15 protein-coding genes are annotated in these 15,511 nt (G+C 73.3%); 13 read left to right on the top strand and 2 right to left on the bottom strand.

The genetic code is table 11. From position 1 onward, the window contains the following. The first annotated feature begins 167 nt into the window (after window positions 1–167). From uraD to AB0A65_RS00615, 13 genes are all read left to right on the top strand, one after another. Window positions 168–743: a 2-oxo-4-hydroxy-4-carboxy-5-ureidoimidazoline decarboxylase gene (gene uraD / locus AB0A65_RS00675; RefSeq protein WP_359944028.1), complete on the top strand. Its 576-nt coding sequence runs from the start codon at window positions 168–170 to the stop codon at window positions 741–743. Next, window positions 740–1,111 (top strand): hydroxyisourate hydrolase, encoded by a 372-nt coding sequence (gene uraH / locus AB0A65_RS00670; protein ID WP_359944025.1) that lies wholly within the window; start codon window positions 740–742, stop codon window positions 1,109–1,111. The genes uraD and uraH overlap by 4 nt, the downstream gene beginning before the upstream one ends. Continuing rightward, the gene (pucL, locus tag AB0A65_RS00665; RefSeq protein ID WP_359944022.1) at window positions 1,112–1,960 is read left to right on the top strand and encodes a factor-independent urate hydroxylase; all 849 of its coding nucleotides are present in this window, start codon (window positions 1,112–1,114) and stop codon (window positions 1,958–1,960) included. Next, complete coding sequence (locus AB0A65_RS00660) at window positions 1,957–2,829, top strand: xanthine dehydrogenase family protein subunit M (RefSeq protein WP_359944019.1); 873 nt, start codon at window positions 1,957–1,959, stop codon at window positions 2,827–2,829. Before pucL ends, AB0A65_RS00660 begins: the two co-directional genes overlap by 4 nt. 37 nt (window positions 2,830–2,866) lie before the next feature. Then, entirely contained in the window at window positions 2,867–3,331 is a 465-nt protein-coding gene (locus tag AB0A65_RS00655; RefSeq protein ID WP_359944016.1) for a (2Fe-2S)-binding protein, read from the top strand. Window positions 3,332–3,422: 91 nt separating this feature from the next. After that, a complete protein-coding gene (locus AB0A65_RS00650) occupies window positions 3,423–4,784 on the top strand; it encodes an 8-oxoguanine deaminase (protein ID WP_359944013.1) in 1,362 nt (453 codons plus the stop codon). Next, on the top strand, window positions 4,777–7,077 hold the full coding sequence (locus tag AB0A65_RS00645; RefSeq protein ID WP_359944010.1) for a molybdopterin cofactor-binding domain-containing protein: 2,301 nt from the start codon (window positions 4,777–4,779) through the stop codon (window positions 7,075–7,077). The genes AB0A65_RS00650 and AB0A65_RS00645 overlap by 8 nt, the downstream gene beginning before the upstream one ends. Beyond that, window positions 7,074–8,093, top strand: coding sequence for an XdhC/CoxI family protein (locus AB0A65_RS00640; RefSeq protein ID WP_359944007.1), 1,020 nt, complete (start codon window positions 7,074–7,076; stop codon window positions 8,091–8,093). Before AB0A65_RS00645 ends, AB0A65_RS00640 begins: the two co-directional genes overlap by 4 nt. A 15-nt stretch (window positions 8,094–8,108) precedes the next feature. Continuing rightward, on the top strand, window positions 8,109–8,519 hold the full coding sequence (locus tag AB0A65_RS00635) for a gamma-glutamylcyclotransferase (protein WP_359944004.1): 411 nt from the start codon (window positions 8,109–8,111) through the stop codon (window positions 8,517–8,519). Between the two features lie 70 nt (window positions 8,520–8,589). Further along, window positions 8,590–9,942, top strand: a complete 1,353-nt coding sequence (allB, locus tag AB0A65_RS00630; RefSeq protein WP_359944001.1) for an allantoinase AllB — start codon at window positions 8,590–8,592, stop codon at window positions 9,940–9,942. Beyond that, entirely contained in the window at window positions 9,939–10,925 is a 987-nt protein-coding gene (gene alc, locus AB0A65_RS00625; protein WP_359943998.1) for an allantoicase, read from the top strand. The genes allB and alc overlap by 4 nt, the downstream gene beginning before the upstream one ends. A 23-nt stretch (window positions 10,926–10,948) precedes the next feature. After that, window positions 10,949–11,308, top strand: coding sequence for a tRNA-binding protein (locus AB0A65_RS00620; protein ID WP_359943995.1), 360 nt, complete (start codon window positions 10,949–10,951; stop codon window positions 11,306–11,308). A 127-nt stretch (window positions 11,309–11,435) separates the two neighbouring features. Further along, window positions 11,436–13,010, top strand: a complete 1,575-nt coding sequence (locus AB0A65_RS00615; protein WP_359943992.1) for an LPXTG cell wall anchor domain-containing protein — start codon at window positions 11,436–11,438, stop codon at window positions 13,008–13,010. On the opposite strand, the gene AB0A65_RS00610 is transcribed toward AB0A65_RS00615, so the two are convergent. Both AB0A65_RS00610 and AB0A65_RS00605 read right to left on the bottom strand, forming a co-directional pair. Further along, on the bottom strand, window positions 13,007–14,674 hold the full coding sequence (locus tag AB0A65_RS00610; protein WP_359943989.1) for a HAMP domain-containing sensor histidine kinase: 1,668 nt from the start codon (window positions 14,672–14,674) through the stop codon (window positions 13,007–13,009). The two genes, AB0A65_RS00615 and AB0A65_RS00610, sit on opposite strands and share 4 nt — an antisense overlap. Beyond that, window positions 14,667–15,344, bottom strand: coding sequence for a response regulator transcription factor (locus AB0A65_RS00605; RefSeq protein WP_359943986.1), 678 nt, complete (start codon window positions 15,342–15,344; stop codon window positions 14,667–14,669). The genes AB0A65_RS00610 and AB0A65_RS00605 overlap by 8 nt, the downstream gene beginning before the upstream one ends. Between the last annotated feature and the right edge of the window lie 167 nt (window positions 15,345–15,511).

Below are 15,511 nucleotides of genomic sequence, written 5' to 3'. Positions count from 1 at the left end.
GACCGACTTTGGACGATCCTCCAGCATTTAACGACGGGGAAACCAAGGTTTCATAGGCGTTGACAATGCCTTCTGCCTCGCGTTTCGGCTTCAATTGCCCGACGCGGTGACAAACCTGCGACGCTGTGGGGACACCGCGGAGAACCGGACGTGAACGGGAGGCGCCGATGTGGACGCTCGGAGGGTTCAACACCGCGGACCCCGAGTCCGCGACACGGGTCCTCACGGCCTGCTGCGCCTCGCCCGCCTGGGCCGAGCGGCTGGCGGCCGCCCGCCCGTACGACACCCTCGCCGCCCTCACCGGTGCCGCGCTCGCGGCCTTCGACGCCCTCGACGACACCGAGATCCGGCGCGCCGTGGACGCCCACCCGCGGATCGGCGGCGGGGCGAAGCGCCCGCTCGCGGTCCCGGCCGGGAACGCAGGCGTTGCGGCGGACGCCCGCGGCCGAGGACCGGCCCGGCCCTCGGGGCCCGAGGCCGAGTGGTCCCGTGGCGAGCAGGCCCGCGCGATGACCGCCGGTGCCGCCGTCCAGGCCGCGCTGGCCGAGGCCAACGCCGCCTACGAGCACCGGTTCGGCCACGTCTTCCTCATCTGCGCCACCGGCCTCGCCGCCGAGGACATCCTCGCCGCGGCCCGCCGTCGCCTCGCCAACGACGAAGCGGCCGAACGCGCCGAGACCCGCGCGGAACTCCGCAAGATCGTCGCCCTGCGGCTCGACAAGGCGTTCGGGGAGGACCGATGACCACGACAGCGAACACGGGCCCCGCCGAACCGACCGCCACGGTCTCCTCCCACGTGCTCGACGCCGCCACCGGCCGCCCCGCCGCGGGATTGCACCTCACCCTCCTGCGCCGCGACGACCACGCAGGCGACGACGCCGCCTACACGGTGGTCCGCACCGCGACCACCGACGCCGACGGCCGCGTCGCCGGCTGGCACACCACGCCCGGCGTGCACCGGCTCCGGTTCGACACCGGCGCGTGGTTCGCCGCGCGCGGCACCGACACGTTCTACCCCGAAGTCGAAGTCGCCTTCACCGTCGCCGACGGGCACCACCACGTCCCGCTCCTGCTGAGCCCCTTCGCCTACTCCACGTACAGAGGCAGCTAGATGAACGCACCCGCACCAGGGTTCACCTTGGGCCCCAACAGCTACGGCAAGTCCGGCATCCGGCTCGTCCACGTCGACCGCGCCACCGACCGCCACGCGATCCGCGACCTCACCGTGCACACCGCGCTCGCCGGGGACCTCGACGCCACCCACTACTCCGGCGACAACACCGGCGTCCTCCCCACCGACACGCAGAAGAACACCGCGTATGCCTTCGCGCGGGACGGCTTCGACACCGTCGAGGCGTTCGCCGAGCGCCTCGCCCGGCACTTCGTCGACACCACCCCCTCCATCACGCACGCCCGCGTCCGCATCGAAGAGCACCCGTGGACCCGCCTCGGCGACCACTCCTTCGCCCGCGGCGACGGCGGCGAGATCCGCACCGCCGAGGCCGCCTACGACGGCGGGGCCGCCGCGATCACCGCCGGAGTCAAGGACCTCCTGCTCCTCAACACCACCGACTCCGAGTTCGGCGGCTTCCTCGCCGACGGGTACACGACCCTCCCCGAGACCGACGACCGCATCCTCGCGACCGCGGTCACCGCGACCTGGGACTACGCGACCGTACCCACCGGGTACGACACCGCCTTCGACGCCGCCCGCACCGCCCTCGCCGAAGCCTTCGCCGACACTTACTCGCTCTCGCTGCAACAGACCCTCTACGCCGTCGGCGAGCGCATACTGAAGGCGGTCCCCGAGGCCCGCGACGTGCGCTTGTCCCTGCCGAACCGGCACCACTACCTCGTCGACCTCGCACCGTTCGGCCTCGACAACCCCGGCACGGTCTTCCAGGCCGGCGACCTGCCCTACGGGCTCATCGAGGGCACGGTCCGAAGGGAGGCGCCGTGAGCGTCGCGACCCGGTTCGACTTCCACCGCCCCGCGGCGGTGGGCGAGGCCGTGCGCCTGCTCGCCGAGCACCCCGAGGCCGTCCCGGTCGCCGGGGGCACCGACCTCATGGTCGCCGTCAACTACCGGCACACCCGGCCTGAAGCGATGCTCGACCTGACCGGCCTGGCGGAACTGCGCGACTGGACCGACGAAGGGGACGCGGTGCGCATCGGCTCGGGCGTCCCGTACGCGCGCATCACCGCGGAACTCGCGACGGTCCTCCCAGGCCTCGCCGCGGCCGCCCGCACCGTCGGCTCCCCGCAGATCCGCAACCGCGGCACTCTCGGCGGCAACCTCGCCACCGCCTCTCCCGCGGGCGACGGGCATCCGCCGCTCCTCGCCACCGGTGCCACCGTGGAGATCGCCTCCACCGGCGGCGTCCGGACCGTCCCGATCGGCGAGTTCTACCTGGGCCCCAAGCGCTCCGCGCTCCGGCCGGGCGAGCTCATCACCGCCGTCACGGTCCCGAAGGCCGCCGGGCCGCAGCAGTTCCTCAAGGTCGGTACCCGCAACGCCATGGTCATCGCGGTCTGCTCCTTCGCCCTCGCGCTCGACCTCGACGCCCGCCGCCTCGGCACCGGCATCGGCTCCGCCGGGCCCGTCCCGCTCACCGCACCCGACGCCGAAGCGATCGACCTGCCCTGGGCCGACCCGGGCCGCCTCGACGACACCCTCGCCGCCGAGTTCGGCCGCCGCGTCGCCGCGGCCGCCCGCCCGATCGACGACGTCCGCGGCACCGCCGCCTACCGCCGCCACGCCCTCGCGGTCTGCGCCGCCCGCGCCCTCCGCCGCGTCTGGACCGCAGCCCACGACAGGAGCCCCCGATGACCGCACCAGCGCCCACCGCCGACCCGAGGAGGTCTCGATGCGCGTGACCATGCACGTCGACGGCGCCGAACTGGCCGCCGAGATCGACCGGCCCGGGGAGAGCCTCCTGTCGACACTGCGCGACCGGCTCGGACTCACTGGCGCCAAGAACGCCTGCGAGCAGGGCGAGTGCGGGTCGTGCACGGTCCTGCTCGACGGCGCGCCCGTGTGCGCGTGCCTGGTCGCGACCGCGCAGTGCGAAGGCCGCGAGGTCAAGACCGTGGTCGGCGCGGTGCCGCGGCCCGTGCGCGACGCGTTCGTGCAGTGCGGGGCCGTCCAGTGCGGGTTCTGCACCCCGGGACTGCTCGTGTCCGTCGCCGACCTCCTCGAACGCGACCCCGACCCGGGCGACGCGGACATCCGCGAAGCCCTCGCCGGGAACCTCTGCCGGTGCACCGGCTACGAGAAGATCATCGACGCCGTCCACACGGCCGCTACGGCCCTGGCCGGTGAGCGCCCGTGAATCACCTCATCCCGTCACCTCCTTCCGCATCCGCTCCGGGGACCGCAACCCTCCCCGCCGGGTGTGACAATCCGACCCCGGAGCGTGCCCGATGACCGCGATCGTGATCGAGAACTCCTTTGTGGCCACCGTCGACGCCGCGGGCACCGAGCACGCCGCCGGACACGTCGTCATCGAAGACGGCCTGATCACCGCCGTCGGCCCCGGCCCCGCCCCGCACGTCGAAGGCGCGCAGCGCATCGACGGCACCGGCTGCCTCGCCACCCCCGGCCTCGTCAACACCCACCACCACCTGTACCAATGGGCCACCAGGGGATACGCGACCGACCACACCCTCTTCGAATGGCTCGTCGACCTCTACCCCGTGTGGGGGCGCCTGCGCCCCGACCACGTCGCCGCCGCCAACACCGCCGGACTCGCCTGGCTCGCCATGTCGGGCTGCACCACCGCCGCCGACCACCACTACGTCTACCCCGGCGGCCAGGCCGCCGAACTCGTCGACGTCCAGATCGCCGCCGCCGCCCGCATCGGCGTCCGCTTGCAGCTCGCACGCGGCTCCATGGACCGCGGCGCCTCCGACGGCGGCCTGCCCCCCGACCGCATCGTCGAGGACCTCGACGCCGCGCTCGCGGCCACCGCCGAAGCCGTCGACCGCCACCACGACCCCGCCCCGGGGTCGATGCTGCGCATCAGCGTCGCGCCGTGCTCCCCGTTCTCCGTCTCGACCGAGCTGCTCCGCGAATCGGCGGCGCTGGCCCGCGACAAGGGCGTGCGACTCCACACCCACCTGTGCGAGACGGTCGACGAGGCCGAGTTCTGCGCGCAGGTCCACGGCTGCGACCCCGTCGAGTACATGGACCGGGTCGGGTGGATCGCCGACGACGCCTGGCTGGCGCACGCCGTGCACCTCGACGACCGCGCCCGGGCCCGCCTCGGCGCGGCCGGGACCGGGGTCGCGCACTGCCCGTCCTCCAACGCCCGCTTGGGGACCGGACTCGCCGACGTCCCCGGGATGCTCGCCGCGGGCGTCCCCGTGGGCCTCGGCGTCGACGGCGCCGCGAGCCAGGAGGCCGGACACCTCGGCGAGGAACTGCGGCAGGCGGTCTACACCGCGCGGCAGCTCCACGGCCCGCACGCGATGGACGCCCGCACGGCCCTGCGCCTCGCCACCAGCGGCGGCGCGCGCGTACTGGGCCGCGACGCCGAGATCGGGTCCCTCGAAACCGGCAAGCAGGGCGACCTCGCCCTCTGGGACCTCACCGGCCTCGGCCACGCCGGGATCGCCGACCCCGTCGCGGCCCTCGTCCTCGGGCCCGCCGCGCCGCTGCGGCTCCTCACCGTCGCCGGGCGGACCGTCGTCGCCGACGGCGAACTGCGCACCGCCGACACCGAGACGCTCGCCAAGGACCTCGCCGCCGCCAGCGCCGACCTCAGGGAGGCACGCGATGCCTGAACCCGCCACGACTCCGACCCCGCCGCCCTGGGCAGCCGGCGGGGTCGGGCAGACACCCGGCGCCGCAAGGCGCCCGCCCTCCGGCATCCCGACCGGGCGCGTGACCGACGGCCGGGTCGGGCAGTCGCCGATCCGACCCGAAGCGGAGGCGAAGGTCAACGGGGCCTTCGACTACGCCTCCGACCTCGCGTTCGACGGGATGCTGTGGGGCCACACGCTCCGCAGCCCGCACCCGAAGGCGCTGATCCGGTCGGTCGACACCGCGCCCGCGCTGGCGCTCCCCGGCGTCGCCGCGGTGCTCACCGCCGCCGACGTCCCCGGGAAGCTCCACTACGGACTCATCGAGGCCGACCAGCCGGTGCTCGCGTCGGGCGAGGTGAACTACCAGGGTGAGCCGGTCGCGGTCGTCGCCGCCGAGACCCTCGACCTCGCCCGCCGCGCCGCCGAGCTCGTCGAAGTCGAGTACGAGGTGCTCGAACCGCTGTGCGACGCAGGCGAAGCGGTCGCCGCGGGGGAGTTCTTCCGGTACCAGCCGGTGCGGCTCGGCGAGCCCGAGACCGCCGAAGCCGCCGTGATCGTCGCCCGCGAGTACGAGGTCGGCATGCAGGACCAGGCGCCGCTCGGCCCCGAGTCCGGCGCCGCGGTGCCCACTGAGGACGGTCTGGTGCTGCACGTGGCGACCCAGTGGCTCCACTCCGACCTGGAGCAGATCGCGCCGTGCCTCGGCCTCCCGCCCGAGCGGATCCACCTGGCGATGGCCGGGATCGGGGGCGCGTTCGGCGCCCGCGAGGACCTGTCCGTGCAGGTCCACATGGCGATGCTCGCGCTGCGCACCGGCCGGCCCGTGAAGATGATGTACGACCGGGCCGAGTCGTTCCTCGGCCACGTCCACCGCCACCCCGCGCGGATGCGGTACGAGCACGGCGCCGACGCGGACGGGCGGCTCGTGTACGTCAAGGCGCACATCGTCCTCGACGGCGGCGCGTACGCCTCCACCACCGAGGCCGTCGTGGGCAACGCCGCCTCGCTCGCCGTGGGGCCGTACAAGGCGGAGCACGTGAGCGTCGACGCCTGGGGCGCGCGCACCAACAACCCGCCGTGCGGGGCGATGCGCGGCTTCGGCGGCGTGCAGACCTGCTTCGCCTACGAGTCCCAAATGGACGCCATTGCGGACGCGCTCGGTCTCGACCCCCTCGAAGTGCGCCGCCGCAACGCCCTCGCCCAAGGCGACAAGCTCATCAACGGCCAGGTGGTCGACGCGTACGATCCCGCCAAAGCAGTCGACGGACAGCCGTTCTCGCCGCTGCGCGACCTCATCGACCGGTTCGCCGACATCCCCGTCCCGCCGGTCCCCGCCGGGCGCGACATCGTCGAACTCCCCGGCGGCACCGGCAACACCACCCACGGCGAGGGCGTGCGCCGCGGCGTCGGCTACGGCGTCGGCCTCAAGAACATCTGCTACTCCGAAGGCTTCGACGACTACTCGACCGCGCGCGTCCGCCTCGAACTCGGCGGGCCCGAGCACGACGGCGAACCCGTCGCCTACATCCACACCGCCGCAGCGGAAGTCGGCCAGGGCCACTGGAACCTCCAGACCCAGATCGCCCGCACCGAACTCGGGATCGAACGGGTCGTCCTGCTGCCCAACGACACCAAGGCGGGCTCGGCCGGGTCCTCCTCCGCGTCCCGCCAGTCGTACATGACCGGCGGCGCCGTCAAGGCCGCGTGCGAGGCCGTCCGCGAGCTGTGGCGCGACCGCGACCTCGCCGACGGCCCCGTCGAGGCCACCCGCGTGTTCCGCCACCGCGCCACCAAGCCCATGGACCCCGTCACCGGCCAGGGCGAGAGCCACGTGCAGCTCGCCCTCTGCGTCCACCGCGCCACAGTGGACGTCGACGTGGAGCTGGGGCTGGTGAAGGTCGTCGACCTCACCTGCGTCCAGGACGTCGGCAAGGCCCTCAACCCGGTCGCCCTCGAAGGGCAGATCCAAGGCGGCTCGGCGCAAGGGCTCGGCCTCGCCGTCATGGAGGAGATCATCACCGACGACGGCCGCGTCAGGAACGCGTCCTTCACCGACTACCTCATCCCCACCATCCTCGACATGCCCCCGATGCGCCTCGTCATCGTCGAGAACGCCGACCCCGAAGCGCCGTACGGGCTCCGCGGCGCCGGAGAGCCCCCGACCCTGTCGTCCACGCCCGCGATCGTCGCCGCCGTCCGCGACGCCACCGGGCTCGCGCTCACCCGCGTCCCCGTCAGACCCGAGCACCTCACCGTCGGGAGGCCGTCATGAACACCGTCGCCGCCGTGCTGCGCGCCTGGATGCGCGAAGGCCGCCCCTTCGCGCTCGCGTCCCTCATCGGGACCACCGGGTCCTCCCCGCGCCCGCTCGGCACCGCGCTCGCCGTCGACGGCCGGGGAGCGGCCGTCGGCGGCGTCTCCGGCGGCTGCGTCGAAGCCGCCGTGTACCTCCGCTGCCAGGAAGTGCTCGACACCGGGGCGCCCGCGGTCGAGTCCTTCGGGTACAGCGACGAGGACGCCCTCGCCGTGGGCCTCACCTGCGGCGGCACCATGGACGTCCTCATCGTCCGCGTCGCCCCCGACGACACCGCCATCGCCGCCGCACTCGACGCGATCCTCGACGGCGAACCGGTCACCCTCGTCCGCGCCGCCGAAGGACCCCGCATCGGCCAGGCCGTCGCCATCACCGCCAACGGCTTCACCGGGCCCCTCGAACTCGGCGGCCCCGACCTGCCCGCCGCCTCCGGGCGCACCGGCGAGTTCGCCGTCGAAGTGCACACCCCGCCGCCGCGGCTGCTCGTCTACGGCGCCGTCGACTTCGCCGGGCCGCTCGTCAGGATCGCCAAGCAGCTCGGCTACCGCGTCACCGTCTGCGACGCCCGCCCCGTCTTCGCCACCGCGATCCGCTTCCCCGAAGCCGACGAAGTGATCGTCGACTGGCCGCACCGCCACTTCGACAAGGCGAACGCCGATACCGCCACCGCCGTCTGCGTCCTCACCCACGACGAGAAGTTCGACGTCCCCCTCCTCGAACGCGCCCTCGTCTCCGACGCCGGGTACATCGGCGCCATGGGCTCACGCGCCACCCACCGCGACCGCCTCGCGCGCCTGCGCGGCACCGGCGTCCCCGAGGCCGCGCTCGCCCGCCTCAGGTCCCCGATCGGCCTCGACCTCAACGGCCGCACCACCGAGGAGACCGCGCTGTCGATCCTCGCCGAGATCACCGCCGTCCGCAACGGCGCGACCGCGGGCTTCCTCACCGAAGCCCAAGGCCCCATCCACCACTGAACGAAGGAGCCGACCATGGTCCACATGTTCCTCAACGGAGGCGGCATGAAAGGCGGCAGCCTCCACCACCTCATCGGCGGCGCCCCGTTCATCGGACCGGCCACGACCCTGCCGATCTACCGGCTCCACTCGGTGCCCCTCGACGGCACCGCCGACGACCACCCGGCACTCCAGGCGGCGCCCCCCGGAACCGCCGGCGCCGCCATCACCGGCGAGCTCTACGACATCGACCTGATCGTGCTGCGCACCTCCCTGCTCCCCGCCGAACCGCCGGACCTCGAACTCGGCATCGTCGGCCTCGCCGATGGCGCCGAAGCCCTCGGTATGCGCCTGCGCGACGACTGCGCCGGCCTCCCCGGCCTGACCGACATCACCGCCCACGGCTCCTGGCGGGCCTACAAGGCCGCGAAAGCCGAACCCCGATGAGCCCCGTCGACGCCTCCGGTCCCTCTCGCCTCACCCCCTTGTCGTCACTACTCCTGCACCTGGAGTCACCATGATGACCGACCCCTCCGACATCGCCGGTCCTGTGGTCTACGACCTGGTGCTCCGCTCCCGACGCACCGTCCTCCCCGACGGCGAACGGCCCGCCGCCGTCGCGATCGCGGGCGAGCGCATCGCCGTCATCGGCGACTACGGCGAACCGATCCCCGCCCGCCGCACCGAAGACCTCCGCGACCTCGCGCTCCTCCCCGGGCTCGTCGACACCCACGTCCACGTCAACGAACCCGGCCGCACCGAATGGGAGGGATTCGCGACCGCCACCCGCGCCGCCGCCGCAGGCGGCGTCACCACCCTCATCGACATGCCGCTCAACAGCCTCCCGCCCACCGTCGACGCCGCCGCGCTCGCCGCCAAGCGCGCCGCCGCCAAGGGCCGCACCTGGGTCGACACCGGCTTCTGGGGCGGCGCGATCCCCGGCAACGAGACCGACCGCAAAGCGCTCCACGACGCGGGCGTCTTCGGCTTCAAATGCTTCACGGCCCCATCGGGAGTCGACGAGTTCCCGCCCCTCGACCGCGGCGGCCTCCGCCGCGCCTGCGCCGACGCCGCCGCCCTCGGCACCGTCCTCATCGTCCACGCCGAGAACCCCGCCCGCCTCCACCAGACCCCCACAGCACCGGCGTTCGCGGACTTCCTCGCCAGCCGCCCGCCCGAAGCCGAGACCGACGCGATCCGCGACGTCCTCGACGCCGCCGAGGCCACCGGCGCCCGCGTCCACATCCTCCACCTGTCCGCCGCCGAAGCCCTCGAACCGATCGCCCGCGCCCGCCGCAACGGCGTCGCCGTCACCGCCGAGACCTGCCCCCACTACCTCACCCTCACCGCCGAGCAGATCGCCGACGGCGCCACCGCGTTCAAATGCTGCCCGCCCATCCGCGGCGCCGCCAACCGCGACGCCCTCTGGGAGGGCCTCGCCCAGGGCCGCATCGACTTCGTCGTCTCCGACCACTCGCCCAGCCCCCCGGCCATGAAGACCGGTGACTTCGCCACCTCCTGGGGCGGCATCGCCTCCCTCCAGCTCGGCCTCCCCGTCCTCTGGACCGAGGCCCGCACCCGCGGGCACGGCCTCGCCGACCTCGCCGCCTGGACCTCCCGCGGCCCCGCCGACTTCGCCCGCCTCCACCGCAAAGGCCGCATCGCCGCCGGAGCGGACGCCGACCTCGTCGCCTTCGACCCCGGGCGCGAATGGACCGTCCGCGCCGCCGACCTCCACCACCGCCACCCCGTCACCCCCTACGACGGCCGCCGCCTCACCGGCGCCGTCGCCGCCACCTGGCTGCGCGGCAAGCGCATCGACACCGGAGCCGCCCCGCGCGGCCGACAACTGCGAAGGAGCCCGCGATGAGCGACACCGCCTGGAACCTCCCCGACCTCGCCGCCCGCACCCTCGGCGGCGCCGTCGTCGCCGCCAACGACGAGTCCTTCGCCGAGAAGGAGAACCTCATCCGCCCCTACCCCGTCGTCCACAGCGCGCACACCTTCGGCGCCAAGGGCCAGGTCTACGACGGCTGGGAGACCCGCCGCCGCCGCGAGGACGGCCACGACTGGGCGATCGTCCGCCTCGGCGTCCCCGGCGTCGTCCACGCCGTCGCCGTCGACACCGCCTACTTCACCGGCAACTACCCGCCCCGCGTCTCCGTCGACGCCTGCCGCGCCGACGGCCACCCCGCCCTCACCGACCTCCTCGAAGCCGACTGGCGCACCATCGTCCCGGTATCCGACGCCAAGGGCGACAACCGCAACGAGTACGACGTCAACGACCCCGCCCGCTACACCCACGTCCGCCTCAACCTCCACCCCGACGGCGGCGTCGCCCGCCTCCGCGTCCACGGCACCCCCGTCCCCGACCCCGCGGGCTTCGCGGACCTCCCCCTCGACCTCGCCGCACTCGCCAACGGCGCCACCGTCACCGGCGCCTCCAACGCCTTCTACTCCAACCCGGCCGGCGCGATCATGCCCGGCCTCCCCGCGAGCCAGGCCGACGGCTGGGAGACCGCCCGCCGCCGCACCCCCGGCCACGAATGGCTCGACGTGCGCCTCGCCGGGCGCGGCGTCGTCCGCATCGCCGAACTCGACACCACCCACCTCAAGCACAACGCCCCCGGCTGGGCCTCCCTCGACGGCTTCGACGGCACCGAGACGTTCCCGCTCCTCGAACGCACCGCCCTCCAACCCGACACGCCCCACCGGTTCCACCTCACCGGCGACCGCCCCGCGACCGCCGTGCGGCTCAACATCTTCCCCGACGGCGGCATGGCCCGCCTGCGCCTCTACGGCCGCCTCACTCCCGACGCGCTCCGCGACCTCGAAACCCGGTTCCGCGCCTGAACGCGCGGCGATATCCTCCCCGCATGGCACACCAGACCACCGCCGACGGGCACAGCAGCGCCGACGAGTTCTTCCGCACCGAGATCCGCACCGGCCGCATCGAACGCGCCGAAGTCTTCGCCAAGGCCCGCAAACCCGCCTACAAGCTCTGGATCGACTTCGGCGACCTCGGCGTCAAACGCTCCAGCGCCCAGATCACCGCCCGCTACACGCCCGAGGAGCTCGTCGGCCGCACCGTCGTCGCCGTCACCAACTTCCCGCCCCGCCAGATCGCCGACTTCATGTCCGAGGTGCTCGTCCTCGGCGTCCCCGTCGACGGCACCGACGAAGTGGTGCTCCTCGCCCCCGACGCCGACGTCCCGATCGGCGTCCTCATCTCCTGACCCGGTTCACCCGCTGTTCCCCAAAGGACCCGCAACCGACCGCCCCGCGGCGACGTCTCCCCTGTACAGGCATTACGCACCCGGGCCCGCCCCCGCACGGCCCGGGCCACCCCTCAGGGAGCCCGCCATGACCGCAACCCGAACCCGACGCCTCGCGGCGGCGGTCGCCGCCGCACTCGCGGCCACCGCCGCCGCCGGCCTGCCCGCCGCGCCCGCGTTCGCCCAGGACCCGTCGCCCACCAACGTGCTCCTCGACCTCGACGATCCGCAGGTCCCCGGCAACCCGCCCCGGGCCGCCTCACTCGACGTCGACTTCGCGGAGGACCCCACCGGCGTCCTCGCCATGCGGCTGGAAGTCGACACGGCCGACGCCACCATCTACTTCGGCGCCGGCCCGGGCTGCGAGACGCCCGACAACGTGCCCTTCATCGAATGCGAGACCGCCGACCCCGGGACGGCGAACCGCTTCACGTTCACGATCGCCGCCGCCACCGGCACCGCGCTCGGCGAGTACGACTACACGCTCACCGTGCTCCTCGGCGGCAACGAGATCCACACGGAGACAGGCACGGTCGAAGTCGTCGAAGACCGCTACGACGGCGTGTTCCGCGACTACACCGCCGAAGACCTCGCCTTCAGCGACATCGCGGCCGGAACGGTGGTCGACGTGCAGCCGCGGTTCACCCAGAACAGCGCCCTCCCCGACGACACGTACGCCGTCATCGCCGCATTCGGCGCCGGACTCGCCAACATGGGCGCCGAAGGCGTCGGCCACGACGCGCCCTGGGACAACTGCTCCCCGAACATCTGGGAGCCCGCCTTCGCCACCCAGTTCTGCTTCTTCCTCGACTACGAGGACGCCGCAGGCACCACCTTCCAACTCGCCGAACCGATCCCGTACACCGTCGACGCCGACGCGCCCGGCCCGCTCGCCGTCTGCGGATGCGGCTACGACCTGTTCGCGGTCAACCGGGAGGTCTTCGAACGCGACTTCGGCGAACCCTGGTGGGACGCCGACTCACCCGACCTCATGACCCTCGAAACCGCCGCCGACCAGAACCCGCTCGAAGGCGACAGCGACGGCACCCTCGTCATCGCGACCGCCGACAGCCCCTACGACCTCACCGTCGAAGGCGCCGACCTCACCGGCGGCGAAGTCGAGCTCACGATCCCCATCGGCAACGACGGCCCGGCCCGGGCCCTCACCCGCCCCGCATTCGAAGCCGAGCCGTCCTACTTCCTGCGCGGACAGCTCCCCGCGGGCGCCGAAGTCGTCTCCGTCGAAGCCGCCGACACCGAGGGCAGCCCCGGCTGGCGCTGCTTCGACGACACCGAACTCGACGACCGCCGCGAAGCGCTCGAAGTCGGCACCGAACTCGACCGCATCGACTTCGCCTGCGCCTTCTGGGGACTCGGCCCCGGCGAGTCGACCGACGTCACGATCACCGTGGACGTCTCCGACGCCACCGGCACCCCCGGCCGGGTCGAGGTCGACGCCTTCTTCCGCGGCGTCGACGGCGTGAACCTCGACGGCGACCCGTCGAACAACGCCGCCGCCCTCACCGTCGACGGCCGCTCCCTGCCGAACACCGGCTCGTCCACGATCGTCTTCGCGGCCGTCGCCGCGGGCGCGCTGCTCCTCGGCATCGTGCTGTTCCTCGTCGCGCGCCGCCGCAGACCGCCCCCGGACCCCGCCGCCTAAGCGGCCGGCCCCTCGGCCTCCGCACCCCCGTGCGGGGGCCGGCGGTCGGCCCTGCGCAGCGCCAGTCTGAACATCGCACCCCCCTCCGGTGATTCGAGGACCCAGACCATGCCGCGGTGCGCGAGCACCACGTCCTGCACGATCGCCAGGCCCAGTCCGGCACCGCCGTCGTCGCGGCTGCGCGACTCGTCGAGCCGCACGAACCGGTCGAAGATCCGCTTGCGCTGGCCCTCCGGCACCCCGTTCCCGTCGTCGCCGACGTCGAGGCGCAGCCACTCGTCGTCCTCGACGGCGAGCGTCACCGTCACCGCGGACTCGGCGTGCCGCTGCGCGTTGTTGAGCAGGTTCCCGACGGCGCGCGCCAGGTGCCCGCGCACGCCGAAGACTGCGAGGTCCTCCTCCACGTCGAGCCGCACCGGCACCCGGTCCGTGGCCGCCCGGCGGGCGACCTCCTCGCGCACCAGCTCGGTGAACGGCACCGCGACGTGCGGCGGCCGCTCCCCGGCGTCGAGGCGCGCGAGGAGCAGCAGGTCCGCGGAGAGGTCCTGGAGGCGGATGACGTCGGCGAGCGTGGCGTCGAGGTCGAGCAGTTCCGGGTGCTCCCTGGCGATCTCGATCTGGCTGCGGAGGATCGCGAGCGGGCTGCGCAGCTCGTGGGAGGCGTCGGCGACGAACCGCCGCTGCTGCGACACCGCGTGGTCGAGGGCCGTCAGGGTCGTGTTCGTGGTGACCGCGAGGCTGTGGATCTCGTCGCGGCTCGCGGGCACCGGCACCCGCCGGGACAGGTCGCCGCCGGTGATCGACATGAGCTCCTTCTGGATCGCGCCGACCGGGCGCAGGGCCCGCCTGGTCACCAGCCAGGTCACGAGGGCGACGACCGCGACCAGCGCCGGCAGCGTCCACCACATGATGGCGGTGACGCTGTCGACGGCCTCCTCCTGCGTCTCCAGCGACGATCCGGAGTAGACGGTGTACGCGGTGCCGTCGGGCGCGGTGGCGTTCATGGCCGCGAACCGGTACGACGCCTGCTCTCCGGGGAGCGTCACCGTGGCGTACTCGACGGACGACCCGACGGCGCCGCGGGAGTCCTCGACGGCTTCAGTCGGCGTGTCATCGGCGGTGGTCTCAGCGGCGGTCTCGTCATCGTCGTCGCGGTCGCCGCCGTGGTCGTCGTCCTCGGTCCGGTCGTCGTCATCGTCATCGTCGTCCGAGGAGTCGTCGTCGGTGGCGTCGTCGTCTGCGGTGGTCCCGTCCCCGGCGGGCTCCTCCGGGGTCTCCTCGACGGGGTCGGGTTCGGGGGCGAAGTCGCCGACCGGGCCAAGTCCTATGAGGTCCTCGCTCGCGGCGACGACCGTGCCGTCGGCGGCGAGGATCTGCGCGGCCTCGTCGTCGTCGGGCAGCTCGATCGCGGCGGGCGCGGTGCCGGAGGCGAGCTGGCCCGCGATGGAGCGGGCGCTGACCTCGGCGGTGAGTTCGGCGCGGCCGTAGAGGTTGTCGCGCAGGAGCGTCACGACGAGGAACCCGGCCACGATCAGGGCGATGGCGACGACGACCGTGGCGCCGACGGTGGTGCGGGCGCGCACCGACTCGGGCTGCCACAGGAGCCGCTTGCCACGGGAGTGCCGCCGGGATTCCTTGAGCGCCTTGCGCTTCTCCTTATCCACCGTTTGCCGCCAGCCGGTAGCCCGCCCCGCGGACGGTGGTGATGGCCGCCCTGCCGAAGGGCGCGTCGATCTTGCGGCGCAGGTTGGAGATGTAGACCTCGACGATGTTCACGTCGCCGTCGTAGGCGAAGTCCCACACGTGCTCCAGGATCTCCGACTTGGACACGACCTCGCCCGCGCGGGTGGCGAGGTATTCGAGGACGGCGAACTCCTTGGCGGTGAGCTCGACCGCGGTGTCGCCGCGGCGGCAGGTGCGGGTGGCGGGGTCGACGGCGAGGTCCCCGAAGCGCCACACGGCCGGGCGCGAGGCCCGGCCGCGGCGCAGCATCGCCCGGATGCGGGCCTGGAGGACGACGAAGGAGAACGGCTTGGTGAGGTAGTCGTCGGCGCCGGTGTCGAGGCCCTCGGCCTCGTCGTACTCGCCGTCCTTGGCGGTGAGCATGAGGATCGGCGTCTCGACGCCCTCGTCGCGCAGGGCCGCGCACACCTGGTAGCCGTTCAGGCCGGGCAGCATGATGTCGAGGATGATCGCGTCGTACCCGCCGGTCCGGGCCATCGAGAGGCCGGTGCGGCCGTCGTGGGCGAGGTCCACGGCGTACCCCTCGGCCTTCAGCCCGGCGGCGACCACTTCGGCCAGCCGCTGCTCGTCTTCCACCATCAGCAAACGCATGTTCCGAAGCTTGGCACAGCGAACCTGAAGCCAAGCTGAAGTCGGGGCGCGGCACGCGATTTCGACGCCTGCCAGCGCAAACGCCCGACGCTTCTTTCTCCACGCCCCCAACCTGAAGCCGTCTTCAGGTGACTTCAGCTTGGCTTCAGGTTCGCCGGCGCATGGTT

Source organism: Glycomyces sp. NPDC047010, assembly GCF_040644205.1.
In the GTDB taxonomy this organism is placed as follows: Bacteria; Actinomycetota; Actinomycetes; order Mycobacteriales; family Micromonosporaceae; genus Glycomyces.
This window is presented reverse-complemented; position numbering and strand designations above follow the sequence as displayed.

Coding starts and splice junctions, on each gene's coding strand:
- AB0A65_RS00605 (WP_359943986.1), bottom strand. CDS start 15,344: ATGCGTTTGCTGATGGTGGAAGACGAGCAGCGGCTGGCCGAAGTGGTC.
- AB0A65_RS00645 (WP_359944010.1), top strand. CDS start 4,777: ATGCCTGAACCCGCCACGACTCCGACCCCGCCGCCCTGGGCAGCCGGC.
- AB0A65_RS00650 (WP_359944013.1), top strand. CDS start 3,423: ATGACCGCGATCGTGATCGAGAACTCCTTTGTGGCCACCGTCGACGCC.
- pucL (WP_359944022.1), top strand. CDS start 1,112: ATGAACGCACCCGCACCAGGGTTCACCTTGGGCCCCAACAGCTACGGC.
- AB0A65_RS00640 (WP_359944007.1), top strand. CDS start 7,074: ATGAACACCGTCGCCGCCGTGCTGCGCGCCTGGATGCGCGAAGGCCGC.
- AB0A65_RS00615 (WP_359943992.1), top strand. CDS start 11,436: ATGACCGCAACCCGAACCCGACGCCTCGCGGCGGCGGTCGCCGCCGCA.
- AB0A65_RS00655 (WP_359944016.1), top strand. CDS start 2,867: ATGCGCGTGACCATGCACGTCGACGGCGCCGAACTGGCCGCCGAGATC.
- uraH (WP_359944025.1), top strand. CDS start 740: ATGACCACGACAGCGAACACGGGCCCCGCCGAACCGACCGCCACGGTC.
- AB0A65_RS00635 (WP_359944004.1), top strand. CDS start 8,109: ATGGTCCACATGTTCCTCAACGGAGGCGGCATGAAAGGCGGCAGCCTC.
- AB0A65_RS00620 (WP_359943995.1), top strand. CDS start 10,949: ATGGCACACCAGACCACCGCCGACGGGCACAGCAGCGCCGACGAGTTC.
- allB (WP_359944001.1), top strand. CDS start 8,590: ATGATGACCGACCCCTCCGACATCGCCGGTCCTGTGGTCTACGACCTG.
- uraD (WP_359944028.1), top strand. CDS start 168: ATGTGGACGCTCGGAGGGTTCAACACCGCGGACCCCGAGTCCGCGACA.
- alc (WP_359943998.1), top strand. CDS start 9,939: ATGAGCGACACCGCCTGGAACCTCCCCGACCTCGCCGCCCGCACCCTC.